Origin of the sequence: Chromohalobacter sp. HP20-39, assembly GCF_033052815.1 — a bacterium.
GTDB lineage: Bacteria > Pseudomonadota > Gammaproteobacteria > Pseudomonadales > Halomonadaceae > Chromohalobacter.
This window is the reverse complement of record NZ_JAWHTP010000005.1, coordinates 92,645-105,872: the sequence shown is the minus strand read 5'-3', so window position 1 is coordinate 105,872 and position 13,228 is coordinate 92,645. Positions and strand designations below refer to the sequence as shown.

The following is a 13,228-nucleotide window of genomic DNA, read 5'->3' as shown; positions in this document are numbered from 1 at the left end:
CGGCGCGGCCGCCACTTCGTTTCGTGTGCCGCGTCGCCAGAAGCGGCGCGGCGAAGTTAGCCCCCGAAGGGGTGGCATCCATGCCTGGGCATCCTTGCCCTTTTGGTACCTTTCCATGCCCGAAGGCGGTACCCGTCTCATCGCAACCTAAGTCACACATCGCGTGGAGCAGACACTGATCGATCTAGCCGGGACTCAACGCACAGGGTGGTGGTCGAAACGCCCTGGCTTGATCGATCGAGAAACGGCTCGAGCCGTATTGAACCGTTTCCCGTTGCTCACCCTATATATTGCGATAGCCGTGCCACTTTTTTAAAAATCTTTAAAAAACAGTAACTTAAAACCAGAACCTGCAGGCCAAAACCACACGACAGGCTATTACATCGAGAATCGCGGGTTTTTCGGCGCTCATAATGTCGCCATTCACCAACACATTTTCGCCAATAAATAAAAATATAAATAAAATCAGTAATTTATTACGTCTCTCTTTGGAGACGTGACTCAGGCGAGAGCGACACTGCGAGCCGTCGCATGAGCGCACCTGAATGCCGCCGCGTCGCTGAGCGGCGGCACAGGGCTGGTACTCAAGCGAGGGGTTTGAGCAACACCTTGGATTGGCGCGCGTGGTTGTAGGAGTCACGCCGCAGGTGCGGCAACACCTCTACACCATCAAGACGAAAGCCATGCTCGAGGAACCAATGCGTCGTATGCGTGGTGAGCGCAAACAAGGCACTGTAGCCACGCCGACGCGATTCACGCTCGACCTCGGCCAGCAACAGGTCGCCACGCGCGCCACCACGATAATCGCCATGCACGGCGACGCAGGCCAGTTCACCCATCTCTGCCTCGGGATAGGCGTGCATGGCACTGCAGCCGATGATCATGCCGTCGCGCTCGATCACCCAGTAGTCCTCGATCTGATGCTCGAGCCGCTCCCGCGAGCGCGCCACCAGCATGCCGCGCTCCTCCAGCGGACGTAGCAATTCGAGCAAGCCACCCACGTCTTCAAGCGTCGCGCGGCGCAATTGTTCGTAGCGATGCTGGGTGATCATGGTCCCCACGCCGTCGCGGGTAAACAGCTCACCGAGCAGGGCATCGCGATCGTGCCAGGTCAGCAAATGAGTGCGCGCCACACCATGGCGTGCCGCTTCACACGCCGCGCCCAGGTGCCGCGCCAGTTCGCTACCCGGCGCAGCCTGGCGCCGCAACGGCTCGGCTTCCAGCGGAGTGAGCTGACGCTGCAGCATGCCGCTGGCATCGTGCAGTCCTGCCGCCTCGCCCAGCAGAATCAGCTTGTCGGCACCCAGCCCCATGGCGACGTGCTGAGCGACATCGGCCGCGTCGAGATCGAACACTTCGCCGGTGCTCGAATACCCCAACGGCGGCAACAGTACCAGCGTGTCCTTCGCCAGCAGTTCGGCGATGGCCTGGCTGCGCACGCGGCGCACCTCGCCGCTGTGATGGAAATCGATACCATCGCGCACCCCCAACGGCTTGGCGGTCACCAGATTGCCGGACACCACCGTCAGCTCGACGCCGTGCAGCGGGGTGTTGGGCAGTCCCAACGAAAGGCGTGCTTCGATCTTGAGACGCAGCTCGGCGGCGATGCGTTCTACATGGCGCATGATCGCCTCGTCGGCCACCCAGCGCCCATCGATCCGGCGCGGTTCGATACCCGCTTCGCTCAACGCCTCGCCAACCTGTGGACGAATACCGAAGACCATTACCAGGCGCACGCCCAAGGTATTCAACAACGCCAGGTCCTGAAGCAGTGGCTCCCATCGCTCGGATGCCAATGCCTCGCCTTCGATGAGCACCACGAACGTACGCCCACGGTGCGCATTGATATACGGAGACGAATTACGAAACCAATCGGCGAAGGGAAAACGAGTGTTCAAGGCCCGCGCTCCAGCTGCAGGAAGAAAGAGACACTGACTATATCAGAGGCAATGAAAAGGCGGGACCGGTGTACCCCGATCCCGCCTCATGTGCGCATTCGTGCGATGCCTGATGGCGTATCAGCCGAACATGCCCTTGAACATGAAGAAGAACATGATCGACAGCAACGCCCCGGCCGGCAGCGTAATCACCCAGGACAGCACGATGGTACCCAGCACCCGCAGGTTGAGCGCCGTGATGCCGCGTGCCAGACCGACCCCGAGCACCGCACCGACCAGTGTCTGCGTCGTGGAGACCGGCAAGCCGGTCCCCGAGGCCAGCACGACGGTCGTCGCCGCCGCCAGGGTCGCCGCGAAACCACGGCTCGGCGTCAGCTCGGTGATTCCCGTACCCACCGTGGCGATGACCCGGTGGCCATAGGTAACCAAGCCGACGACGATACCGCCGCCGCCCAGCACCAGCACCCACCACGGCAATGCTGCAGCGCCGCTGACATCGCCACTCGACTCGACGACGCTGATGACCGCCGCCAGCGGCCCTACGGCGTTGGCGACATCGTTGGAGCCGTGCGCGAATGCCATGGCGCAGGCGGTAAACATCATCAACACGCCGAACACACGCTCGACGCTGTTGAAATCGAACGGTGAGCCACCACGCTGGCGCTTGGTGCGCTCGACGCGATTTTCCATCAGAATGCCGATGATCATCACCACCAGACCGATGCCGATCGCGGTCAACAGGCTGTCGCCAAAGCTCATGTCCAGCCCGACATGGGAGAGCCCCTTGACCAGGGTGACCATCGCCACGATGAAGCCGACCAGGAAGATATAACCGGGCACGTAGCGCTTGGCGGCCGCGAAAGGGTCATTGTTTTCGAAGATCAGAAACTGCACCGACTTGAACAACGCGAACGCGATGGACCCTGCCAACAGTGGCGACACGACCCAGCTCGCCGCGATCTGGGCGACCTTGGGCCAGCCGACGGAATCGACGCCCAATCCGGCGACCGCGAAACCGACGATGGCGCCGACGATGGAATGCGTCGTGGACACCGGCCAACCGCGTATGGAAGCGATGAGTAGCCATAGCCCGGCAGCCAGCAACGAGGCCAGCATGCCGTAGACCAGCAACTGCGGGTCATCGGACAACAAGCTAGGGTCGATGATGCCCTTGCGAATGGTATCGGTGACCTGGCCCCCAGCCAACCACGCACCGAGGAACTCGAACACCACGGCGATGAGAATCGCCTGACGGATGGTAATGGCTTTGGACCCCACGGAGGTCCCCATGGCATTGGCCACGTCGTTGGCCCCTACCCCCCAGGCCATGAAGAAACCGAAAATGCAGGCGAGAATAATGAAGACATCGCCGTATTGCGCAATGATGGACATAGGCAAGTTCTATCTGGCTGGCGTGAGACGGAACATCACACGGCCCGCATTCAGCGGGCCGTGAGAATTTGGAGACGACTACCGACGCGCTCGGCGCGGTCGGACAATTCACCGATCCACTCGATGATCTTGTACAGGAAGATCACATCGACCGGCGGCAATTCCGCTTCCAATTGGAAGAGCTGGCGTCGAATATGCACCTGCTGATCGTCGGCTTGGTGCTCGAGATCGTGAAGATCACGGATGAAGTTCTGCATGACATCCGAGACATTGCGCCCGAAGCCGGAATCGAGCAGCTCCTGAAGCTCCTCGAGTGCCTTGCGCGCTTGGCCCACGGTCGCGATAGCGGTTTCGAGGTAGGCGCGCATCGAAGGCGCCAAAGAGTCCGGCACCTGCATTTGGCGGCCTAGCATGATGCCGGTGATATCGCGTGCCTTGTTGGCAATCTTGTCCTGTACGCTGATCAATTCCAGCAGGTCGGAACGCGAGACCGGCAGGAACATGCTGTTGGGAAGATTGAGGCGCAACTCGGTCTTGAGAGTATCGGCCTCGTGCTCGAGTTCGGTAATTGCTTCTCGATGCGTGGCGGCGTCGTCCCAGTTGCCCGCCTGCGTGGCATCGAAAAACGGCAGCAGTCGCTCGGCGCATTCACTTGTCTTGACGATATGCGCCAGCAAGGGCTCGAAAGGCGAGCGCCCGAACAACGCCGAAAACGGATTGGAAGTCACCATAATGTCAGATTCGATGCGTTGGAAATGGCGGCGTCAGTATAGTGACTGCACCCCTTCGCGTCATGGAAAATTCATCATCTTGTCATCAACGTACTGTCATCAACACACAAGGTCCGGCATGGCTCAGGAAATCGAACTCAAGCTCGCCCTCGGCGCCAGCGGCCCGCATGCGCTGCGTCAGCATCCGCGACTCGCGGGTCACGACATGCAGCGTGCGTGGCTGGCCAACACGTATTACGACACGCCCGAACACGCCCTGGAGCGCGCGCGCATCGCGCTACGCATTCGCCGCACGCCCGACGGCTACCTGCAGACGCTCAAGACGGCGGGCAGCGGCCAGAGCGGACTACATGCACGCGGCGAATGGGAATGGCCGATCGATGGCGACGAACTGGACATCGACGGCATCCGCCAGCATGCGCCGGACACCATCGACGACGCGGCTCTCGCCCGGCTCGCTCCGCGCTTCACCACCGACTTCACCCGCGAGCGCTGGGACGTCATCGAGGCGGACGCCACCATCGAGGTCGCGCTGGATATCGGCACCATCCACGCCGGCGAGCGGCAGGTCGCGATCCGCGAGTTGGAGCTCGAACTCAAGGCAGGCAGCGCCGATGCCCTGTGGCAACTGGCTGCCTCCCTCGCGGACGGCGTGGCATTGCGTCCCGCCAACGCCAGCAAGGCCCAGCGCGGCGCCGCCCTGCATGACGGCTGGACGCTTCCCGACAACGCCGCAGACGCCCAGAGTCACTGGAATGCGGCACTCGAGGCGCTGGATGCCTGGCAAGACACGGGGCATGCAGGCTACCGTCATCGGGCCGGCCGCCATCTGGAGGCACTTGGCGGCAGCGCCGCTCAACGCCTGGCAAGCGCCTTGCGCGACGCCGACGACGCGCGTCCCGATACCTGGCTCACGCCCGAGATGAGCCGCGACTGGCTCACCGCCTGGCACCATGCCACCCCCTGACGCGACGCAGGAGACACCCCTTTGACGCTGCCTTTCGAACCCGCCGACACGGGCCTGCGCAAGACGCTGTTCCACATCATCTTCGAGTCCGACACACGGGCCGCAAAGATCTTCGACATCGTCCTCATCACGCTGATTCTACTCAGCGTGGCGGTGGTGTTCGTGGACAGCGTGCCGAGCCTTCACGCCCGTTTCGGCGGAACGCTCTATCTGCTCGAATGGGGCTTTACGCTGCTCTTCACATTGGAGCTGGCGGTACGGCTTTACTGCCTGGAACGCCCGCTGCGCTACTTGAAGAGCTTCTATGGCATCGTCGATTTACTCTCCATCCTGCCCACCTGGCTCAGCCTGCTGATCCCTGGCGCCCAGTCGCTGCTCGTAGTGCGCGTGCTACGTGCGCTACGCGTCTTTCGCGTGTTGCGGCTGATGGAGTTCGTCGGCGAAGGCCGCATGCTGACGCAGGCACTGACGCGCAGCTATCGCAAGATCATGCTGTTTCTGTTTACGGTGCTGTTGATCATCACCATCTTCGGCGCTCTGATCTACATGATCGAACCACCGGAGGCCGGCTTCACCAGCATGCCGCGCGCGATGTACTGGGCCATCGTCACGCTGACCACGGTGGGTTATGGCGACATCACCCCCATCACCCCACTCGGGCAATTCATCTCGGCGTGCATGATGATCCTGGGGTACTCGATCATCGCCGTGCCCACCGGCGTCTTCTCGGCGGAAGTGATCCGCTCGATCCACGCAGAACGCTACTCCGAAGAAGCCTGCCCCGGCTGCGGGCACGAAGGACACGAGCGCGACGCCAAGTATTGCCGCAAATGCGGCACCTGGCTCGACGAAGATACCCAGGATCCCCGCCTGAAAGACGACGCAGAGGGCGTCTCACAGGAGGGGCACTGACACCAGCGTGTTTCGTGAGGGTGTCGTTTCGTGAGAGAGCCACGCCGGTGACAAGCCGGCGCGAGGGTCATTCGCCATGGATGACGAATGTAGCGCCCGAGGAAGGGGTCATAACGCCCTCGCGAAGGCTTGTCACCGCAACGTGCTACCTTGCCCTCGTGCTTACTGGAACGGCGCGACGTCCCCGCGCCCCTCGCGGACGACGGTAGGCGGCATCTCGCGCATATCGACCACCGTGGTCGGATCCAAATGGCAGGCGCCGCCGTCGATGACCGCATCGAGATGCGCGCCGAAGCGTTCACGGATCTCTTCGGGGTCGGTCATCGGCAGATCGTCGTCGACGGGGATCAGCGTCACGCTCATCAACGGCTCGCCCAATGCCGCGAGCAGCGCATGGCTGATGCGATGATCCGGCACGCGCACCCCGATGGAGCGCCGCTTGGGATGCAACAGCAGACGCGGCACCTCGTTGGTGGCGTTGAGAATGAAGGTATACGGCCCCGGCGTATGCGCCTTGAGCAAGCGAAACACGTCGTTATCGACCTTGGCGTAAGTGCCGATCTCGGACAGGTCGGAACACACCAGCGTGAAGTTGTGCTTGTCATCCAGCGCGCGCAGCCACTTGATCTTCTCGATGGCCTTCTTCTCGCCCAGGCAGCAACCGAGCGCATAGCCGGAATCGGTCGGATAGGCGATCACGCCGCCACCGCGCAACAACGAGATCGTCTGATCGATGAGCCGTTTCTGCGGGTTGTCGGGATGGATCTGAAAGAACTGGGTCATGCCTGCCTCCTTGGGCCGGAAGAACGAACCGGAAGAACCGAGGCCCGAACGTGCTGAGTAGCGAAGGCGCTGGGCCGCACGGCGTGCCTCCTGCCCAGCAATAACCTTACGCGGCAAATCTCGCAAGCCTGGGGTGACGCCACACCGGCGTCACCGAACAACGTGGCGGCGCACTCATCACGCCCGGCGCCAACGGCCCCCCCGGATAGTGAAAATCGCTGCCTTGCGACCCCATGAGATCGCGCGCTTCGAGCTGGCGGGCCAGGTCACGCCCCACGTCGGCGTTTTGATGCCCGCTGATCAACTCGGCGGCCTCGCCGCCGGCCTCGCGGAAGCTGTCCAGCAGTTGGCTGCGCTTGCGATGCGTGAGGCGATAGCGCAGCGGATGCGCCAGCACCGCGATGCCCTGACTGTCGCGAATCCATTCGACCACCTCGCTGAGGTACGGCCAATGGGTCTTCACGTCACCGGCCTTGCCGGCACCCAGATACTTCTTGAAGGCCGTCGGCATATCCGCCACAACGTCCGCCGCCACCAGGGCCTTGGCGAAATCCGGACGCCCCAGGGGCCGCTCGCTGCCGGCCTGCTCACGGGCACGCGCCAAGGCGTCGTCGAGGCCGATTTTCTCAAGGCGGTGAGCGATTTCCTCGGCGCGTGCCACACGGGCTTGCGCCTGCGTCTCGAGCCCAGGGACCAGGGCACCACTGGCACCCTCGGGCAACAACGCCACCACGTGAATGCCGATACCGCGCCACAAGGTGGACAACTCGCTACCCGCCAGGCATCGCATGCCCAAGCTTTCAGCATGGCGCTGGGCCTCGGCAACACCGGCCACGGTGTCATGATCGGTCAGGGAAAATCGCGTGACACCCTTGGCATGGCAGGCGTCGGTCAACGCTTGGGGCGATAGCGCACCATCGGAGGCGGTCGAATGCATGTGCAGGTCGAGGCCAAGATCGGCATCGAAGGTATCGGGCAAGGGGGGTAAGGGTTGGCTCATGGGCATGACGCGGTGCGGCGTCTTTGTCAGAATAGGCCCGCCATAGTGCTCGCTCGCGCTGCGCTGGGTCAATTCCCGTGCCGCGTCGGCACCTCACAGGATGCTCGCTGATGAAAATGTTCTTGGATTTCCTGCCCATCGTATTGTTTTTCGCGGTGTATCACTTCAGCGGCGATATTCTGCTCGCCACACTGGTGCTGATTCCCGCCACGCTGCTGCAGGTCGCCTTCATGTGGTGGCGCTACCGCCGTGTGGAAAAAATGCAGCTTGTGACCCTGGTACTGGTCGTCGTCATGGGTGGGGCAACCGTGCTGTTTCACAATGCGGCGTTCATCCAATGGAAGCCGACCGTGGTCAACTGGCTGTTCGCCTTCGCGTTTCTGATCGCGCCTCTATTCGGTGGCAAGACCCTCGTGGAGCGTATGATGGGCAAGGCCATGACGCTCCCCGCCGCCACCTGGCGCCGCCTCAACCTCGCCTGGGCGCTCTTCTTCATTGCGCTGGGCGCGATCAATGTATATGTCTTCAAGACCTACGACGAGGCCACTTGGGTCAACTTCAAGCTGTTCGGCATGCTGGGGCTGACCCTGCTGTTCGTGATCGGCCAGGGCATTTATCTGGCCCGTCACATGCCCCGCGACACTCACCGTAAGGATAACGTCTGATGCTTTACTCGATTGTTAGCGACGATGTGCAAGACAGCCTCGAACGCCGCAAGGCGGCGCGTCCCGATCATCTGGCGCGTCTCGAGAAACTCCGCGACGAAGGGCGCCTGGTGCTTGCCGGCCCCAACCCCGCCGTGGATGCCAACGACCCGGGCGAGGCCGGATTCACCGGCAGCGTGGTGATCGCCGAATTCGACAACCTGCATGAAGCCCAGGCCTGGGCCGATGCCGATCCCTTCGTGATCGCCGGCGTCTACGCCAAGGTCACGGTCAAGCCGTTCAAGAAGGTATTACCGTAAACGCGTTTATCCACACCCGGAGCTACGAGCCTTTATGCACACCAGGTGTGGATAACACTGTTAAAAGGCGGCGGACGCCTTTCTCGATGGCGGTCACCACGCCGCCTTGCCAATTTCGATCAATTTTTAACCAGTCTTCACGCCTTTGCCGAGAGCCATGTCGCCCCCTCCGTCTCCCTTGCCGCCGCTGACCGCGCTGAGCGCACCCGACCTGGAATGGCGCGCCGACGACATTAGCGACGCGCCCTATTCCAGCGTCTACGACGATGTGTATTTCTCGCGTCACGACGGCCGCGCCGAGACCGCGCATGTCTTTCTCGAGGGTAACCGACTGCCCGAGCGCTTCGCCGCATGGCGGGAAGCACGTCCCTTCGTGATCGGCGAAACCGGCTTCGGCACCGGCCTCAATATGCTCTGCGCCTGGACATGTTTCGAGCAACACGCCCCCGCCGAGGCGCGACTGCACCTTGTCTCCACCGAGAAGTATCCGCTCCCGCGCGACGCCCTGGCGCGGGCACTGGCGATCTGGCCCGATCTCGCCACGCATGCTCGCCCGCTGATCGATCAATGGCCTGAACCGCTCAGCGGCGTGCACCGGCTCTGGCTTTCCAAGCGCGTCACGCTGGACCTGCACTTCGGCGACGCCGCCGAGCGCCTATCGCGTCTCGATGGCCGTGTGGATGCCTGGTTTCTGGATGGTTTCTCGCCGGCCAACAATCCCGACATGTGGCAAGCGGCGCTTTACGAGGCCATGGCCAACGTCAGTCGCCCGGGGGCAAGCTTCGCCACCTTCACCTGCGCTGGCGTGGTCAAACGCGGCCTACGCGCTGCCGGCTTCGCCTGGCGCAAGGCGCCGGGGTATGGACGCAAACGCGAGATGCTGTGTGGCGAAATCGCCGAGCCGCCGCATGACACACGGCGCGCAGCGACGCCATGGTACACGCCGCCCGAGGCGTCCCCTGCGCGGCATGTGGTGGTCATCGGCGCGGGACTCGCCGGCACCAGCGTGGCCGCCGCCCTGGCGCGGCGTGGTGTTCACGTCACGCTGCTCGAACGTGACCATACCGGTGCGGGCGCTTCCGGCAATCGTCAGGGGGCGCTTTACGTCAAGTTGGCCGCCGAAACCAATTCGCAAAGCCGCGTCTACCTTGCCGGCTTACTGCACACCCGGCGCTGGCTGGTCACGCTCGACCCCGAGCGGCGTCAGTTGTGGAGCGACTGCGGCGTGCTGCAACTCGCCCTCGACGCCAAGGAGGCCAAACGACAACAGCGCTTTCTTGAGCATCACAGGTTGCCTGAGAGCGTGGTCCAGGGCATCGATCAGGCCGCCGCGAGCCATGACGCCGAGACGCCGCTTAACGCCTCGGGACTGGCCTACCCTCAGGCTGGCTGGGTGCGTCCCGATGCGCTCTGCCGCCACCTGGCCGCCCACCCGGGGATTACCTTCCATCAGGGCGAGGCACGCACGCTCGAGCGCAACCCGGACGACGCCGGATGGCGCATCGCGCTGGCCGACGGCTCGTCGCTCGAGGCCGATCAGGTGGTCGTCGCCACTGCCCACGAGGCCCCCGCATTGGGGCCCCTGGCGGGACTTCCGCTCCAGCCCATTCGTGGTCAGCTCACCCATCTGCCGATGCCGCCCGGCGCGCCAACGTTGGCCCGCGTGGTCTGCGCGGGAGGCTATGTCTCTCCGGCCCTGGACGGTGTTCTGAGCCTAGGAGCGACGTTTGCCCCCGGCGATACCGATACCACGCCGCGCGCGGCCGACCACGCCCGCAATCTGGCCGAATTCGAGGCCACCCTGCCCGCCTTCGCCGAGGCGCTACGCGCCGCTGGTGCCACGCTTGATCCCGCGGCCTGCGAGGCGCGCGTCAGCCTACGCGCCGCCAGTCCGGACAAGTCGCCCTATGCCGGCCCGGTACCCGTGCGCGAGGCCTGGCTCGACGACTACGCCGTGCTCGGCAGCGATGCGCGTCGCGTCCCCGATACGCCGGGCCGCCACCATCCCGGCCTGTGGGTCAGTGCCGCGCATGGCTCGCGAGGACTGGCCAGCGCACCGCTATGTGCCGAGGTCATCGCCTCACGGCTGTGCGACGAGCCTTTGCCGCTGGAGCGCGAGCTCGCCGATCATCTCCACCCCGGTAGACGTCTGATTGCCGATATCATCCGCGGAAACGCTACACTGTCGGCATCATCCGAGCGCGACGAACCCCCGACGTCACCGAACACCACCGAGACACCATGAGCCAGATTTCCCCAGCGACCCGTGAACGGGCCGATGCCCTGCGACAGCAGTTGGAAGATGCCAACTACCATTACTATGTCGAAGATGCGCCGCAGATCACCGACGCGGAATACGACAAACTGCTGCGCGAACTGCAGTCACTGGAGGCCGAGCACCCCGAGCTGGTAACGCCCGACTCGCCCACCCAACGTGTCGGCGCGGCCCCCGCTGAGCGTTTCGAGGAAGTGACCCACGCCGTTCCCATGCTGTCGCTGGACAACGCCTTCGACGAAGCGGAGCTTGCGGCCTTCGTCAAACGCGTCGCAGACAAGCTCGAACGCGACGGCGAAACGCTCGCGTTCTGCTGCGAACCCAAGCTCGACGGCCTGGCCGTGGCGCTGATCTATGAGAACGGTCAACTGGTGCAGGGCGCTACACGCGGCGACGGGCGTACCGGCGAGGACGTAACGCTCAATCTGAGGACGGTGCGCTCCATTCCGCTCAAGCTGCGCGGCGATGCAGTGCCCACGCTGATCGAGGTGCGCGGCGAGGTCTACATGCGCCACTCCGGATTCGAAGCGCTCAACGAACGTGCCCGAGAGAAGGGCGACAAGGTCTTCGCCAACCCACGCAATGCCGCCGCCGGCAGCCTGCGCCAGCTGGATTCCTCGATCGCCGCCCAGCGCCCACTGGAATTCTGCGCTTATCAGGTCGCTCGGCTCGAGGGCGAGGACGATGCCCGCTCGCATTCCGATTATCTCAAGCGCCTGCGCGGCTTGGGTTTTCGCACCAGCCCATTGCTCGATGTCGTCACGAGCGAGCGCGGCGTGATCGACTTTTGCCACCGCCTCGGCGAGCAGCGCGACGGGCTCGACTACGACATCGACGGCGCCGTGCTCAAGGTGGATAGCCTGCGCGATCAGCGTGAGCTGGGCTTCGTCGCCCGTGCCCCGCGCTGGGCCATCGCCTACAAGTACCCCGCCCAGGAGCAGATAACGACGCTCAACGACGTGGCTTTCCAGGTCGGCCGCGTCGGCACGCTGACGCCGGTGGCCAAGCTGGCGCCGGTTCAGGTCGCCGGGGTCACCGTCTCCAACGCCACGCTGCACAACATGGACGAAGTCGCACGTCTCGGCGTACGCATCGGTGATACCGTGATCGTGCGCCGCGCCGGTGACGTCATCCCGCAGATTGTCGGTGTCGTCGAGGCACAGCGCCCGGCCGAGACCCGCGCCATCGAGATGCCGACCGAGTGCCCGGTCTGCGGCTCGCAGATCGAGCGTGCCGAGGGCGAGGTCGCGGCACGTTGCTCGGGGGGCCTTTATTGCCCTGCGCAGCGCAAAGAGGCGTTGAAGCACTTCGCCAGCCGCCGGGCGCTGGATATCGACGGCCTGGGCGAGAAGCTGATCGATCTGCTGGTCGAGCGCGAGTGGGTCCAGACACCGGCGGACCTGTTCCGCCTCGAAGCAGCCGCGCTGGCCGAACTGCCGCGCCTGGCGGAGAAGTCTGCCAACAATCTGGTCAACGCCCTGCAAACCGCCAAACGCACCACACTCGCGCGTTTCGTCTATGCCATCGGCATTCGCGAAGTGGGCGAGGCCACCGCCGCCAATCTGGCGCGCCATTTCGGTACGCTCCAGGCACTGCGCGAGGCCACGCTGGAAGCGCTGGAAGCGGTCGAGGACGTGGGCCCAGTGGTCGCCCGGCATATCCATACGTTTTTCCGTCAGGCGCACAACCAGGAGACCCTGGACGACCTGATCGCCGTTGGCCTCACTTGGGACGAGCAAACCATCGCTGAGCGCCCCCAGCCACTCGCCGGGCAGACCTGGGTGCTCACCGGCACCCTCGAAGGCATGACGCGCGACGAAGGCAAGGCGCGCCTGCAGGCGCTGGGCGCCAAGGTCTCGGGGAGTGTTTCCAAGAAGACCGCCGCGCTGGTCGCCGGTGAGGCGGCAGGTAGCAAGCTCGACAAGGCACGCGAACTCGACGTGGAAGTGCTCGACGAAGACACCTTCCTGCAACGACTCACCGAGTGGGAAAACGCGGAGGAAAATCAATGAGCGGACGTTTCATCGAAGTGCCCTACCGCATGCTGCCGGCCGATACGCTGGATGCATTGCTGGAGGGCTTCGTCACCCGCGAAGGCTATGACACCACCGATGAAGGCGAAGGCATGCCGGCCTGGGTACGCGAGCTCAAAGGCCAGCTCGAGCGCGGTGAGTTACTGATCGCCCATGACCTGCAAACGGAGACCACCGAGGTCATGACGCTGGCACAATGGCGTGCGTTCGGACGCCAGCTAGCCGACGACGAGGAAGAAGGCTGAGTCACTTCTCGACATACCCAGCATGAAA

Annotated in this window: 12 protein-coding genes; 7 read left to right on the top strand and 5 right to left on the bottom strand. The window is 63.7% G+C overall.

Features of this window, described 5'->3' with window-relative positions; genetic code table 11:
- Window positions 1-584 precede the first annotated feature (584 nt).
- The 3 genes from argA to RVY79_RS11965 all read right to left on the bottom strand — a co-directional run bounded on the left by argA (window position 585) and on the right by RVY79_RS11965 (window position 4,021).
- Window positions 585-1,898 carry an amino-acid N-acetyltransferase gene (argA, locus tag RVY79_RS11975; protein WP_317464421.1) on the bottom strand — a complete coding sequence of 438 codons (1,314 nt, stop codon included), beginning with the start codon at window positions 1,896-1,898 and terminating at the stop codon, window positions 585-587.
- Between the two features lie 120 nt (window positions 1,899-2,018).
- The gene (locus RVY79_RS11970; RefSeq protein WP_317464420.1) at window positions 2,019-3,290 is read right to left on the bottom strand and encodes an anion permease; all 1,272 of its coding nucleotides are present in this window, start codon (window positions 3,288-3,290) and stop codon (window positions 2,019-2,021) included.
- Between the two features lie 50 nt (window positions 3,291-3,340).
- The gene (locus RVY79_RS11965) at window positions 3,341-4,021 is read right to left on the bottom strand and encodes a TIGR00153 family protein (protein ID WP_317464419.1); all 681 of its coding nucleotides are present in this window, start codon (window positions 4,019-4,021) and stop codon (window positions 3,341-3,343) included.
- A gap of 118 nt (window positions 4,022-4,139) precedes the next feature.
- On the opposite strand from RVY79_RS11965, the gene RVY79_RS11960 reads away from it, so the two are divergent.
- On the top strand, window positions 4,140-4,988 hold the full coding sequence (locus RVY79_RS11960) for a CYTH domain-containing protein (protein WP_317464418.1): 849 nt from the start codon (window positions 4,140-4,142) through the stop codon (window positions 4,986-4,988).
- A gap of 21 nt (window positions 4,989-5,009) precedes the next feature.
- Window positions 5,010-5,900, top strand: coding sequence for an ion transporter (locus RVY79_RS11955; RefSeq protein ID WP_317464417.1), 891 nt, complete (start codon window positions 5,010-5,012; stop codon window positions 5,898-5,900).
- A gap of 162 nt (window positions 5,901-6,062) precedes the next feature.
- Here the strand turns inward: RVY79_RS11955 and RVY79_RS11950 are convergent, their stop codons facing one another.
- Together RVY79_RS11950 and RVY79_RS11945 are read right to left on the bottom strand one after the other, a co-directional pair.
- The gene (locus tag RVY79_RS11950; protein ID WP_317464416.1) at window positions 6,063-6,683 is read right to left on the bottom strand and encodes an L-threonylcarbamoyladenylate synthase; all 621 of its coding nucleotides are present in this window, start codon (window positions 6,681-6,683) and stop codon (window positions 6,063-6,065) included.
- A 106-nt stretch (window positions 6,684-6,789) separates the two neighbouring features.
- The gene (locus RVY79_RS11945) at window positions 6,790-7,683 is read right to left on the bottom strand and encodes a PHP domain-containing protein (RefSeq protein ID WP_317464415.1); all 894 of its coding nucleotides are present in this window, start codon (window positions 7,681-7,683) and stop codon (window positions 6,790-6,792) included.
- A 110-nt stretch (window positions 7,684-7,793) separates the two neighbouring features.
- Here RVY79_RS11945 and RVY79_RS11940 point away from each other — a divergent pair, with 110 nt between their 5' ends.
- The 5 genes from RVY79_RS11940 (at window position 7,794) to RVY79_RS11920 (ending at window position 13,200) form a co-directional block, all read left to right on the top strand.
- Window positions 7,794-8,348, top strand: coding sequence for a septation protein A (locus tag RVY79_RS11940; protein ID WP_317464414.1), 555 nt, complete (start codon window positions 7,794-7,796; stop codon window positions 8,346-8,348).
- The gene (locus RVY79_RS11935; RefSeq protein ID WP_317464413.1) at window positions 8,348-8,647 is read left to right on the top strand and encodes a YciI family protein; all 300 of its coding nucleotides are present in this window, start codon (window positions 8,348-8,350) and stop codon (window positions 8,645-8,647) included. Before RVY79_RS11940 ends, RVY79_RS11935 begins: the two co-directional genes overlap by 1 nt.
- Window positions 8,648-8,804: 157 nt before the next feature.
- A complete protein-coding gene (gene mnmC / locus RVY79_RS11930; RefSeq protein WP_317464411.1) occupies window positions 8,805-10,892 on the top strand; it encodes a bifunctional tRNA (5-methylaminomethyl-2-thiouridine)(34)-methyltransferase MnmD/FAD-dependent 5-carboxymethylaminomethyl-2-thiouridine(34) oxidoreductase MnmC in 2,088 nt (695 codons plus the stop codon).
- Entirely contained in the window at window positions 10,889-12,934 is a 2,046-nt protein-coding gene (gene ligA, locus RVY79_RS11925; RefSeq protein ID WP_317464410.1) for an NAD-dependent DNA ligase LigA, read from the top strand. Before mnmC ends, ligA begins: the two co-directional genes overlap by 4 nt.
- Window positions 12,931-13,200 carry a YheU family protein gene (locus tag RVY79_RS11920; RefSeq protein ID WP_317464409.1) on the top strand — a complete coding sequence of 90 codons (270 nt, stop codon included), beginning with the start codon at window positions 12,931-12,933 and terminating at the stop codon, window positions 13,198-13,200. The genes ligA and RVY79_RS11920 overlap by 4 nt, the downstream gene beginning before the upstream one ends.
- Window positions 13,201-13,228 lie beyond the last annotated feature (28 nt).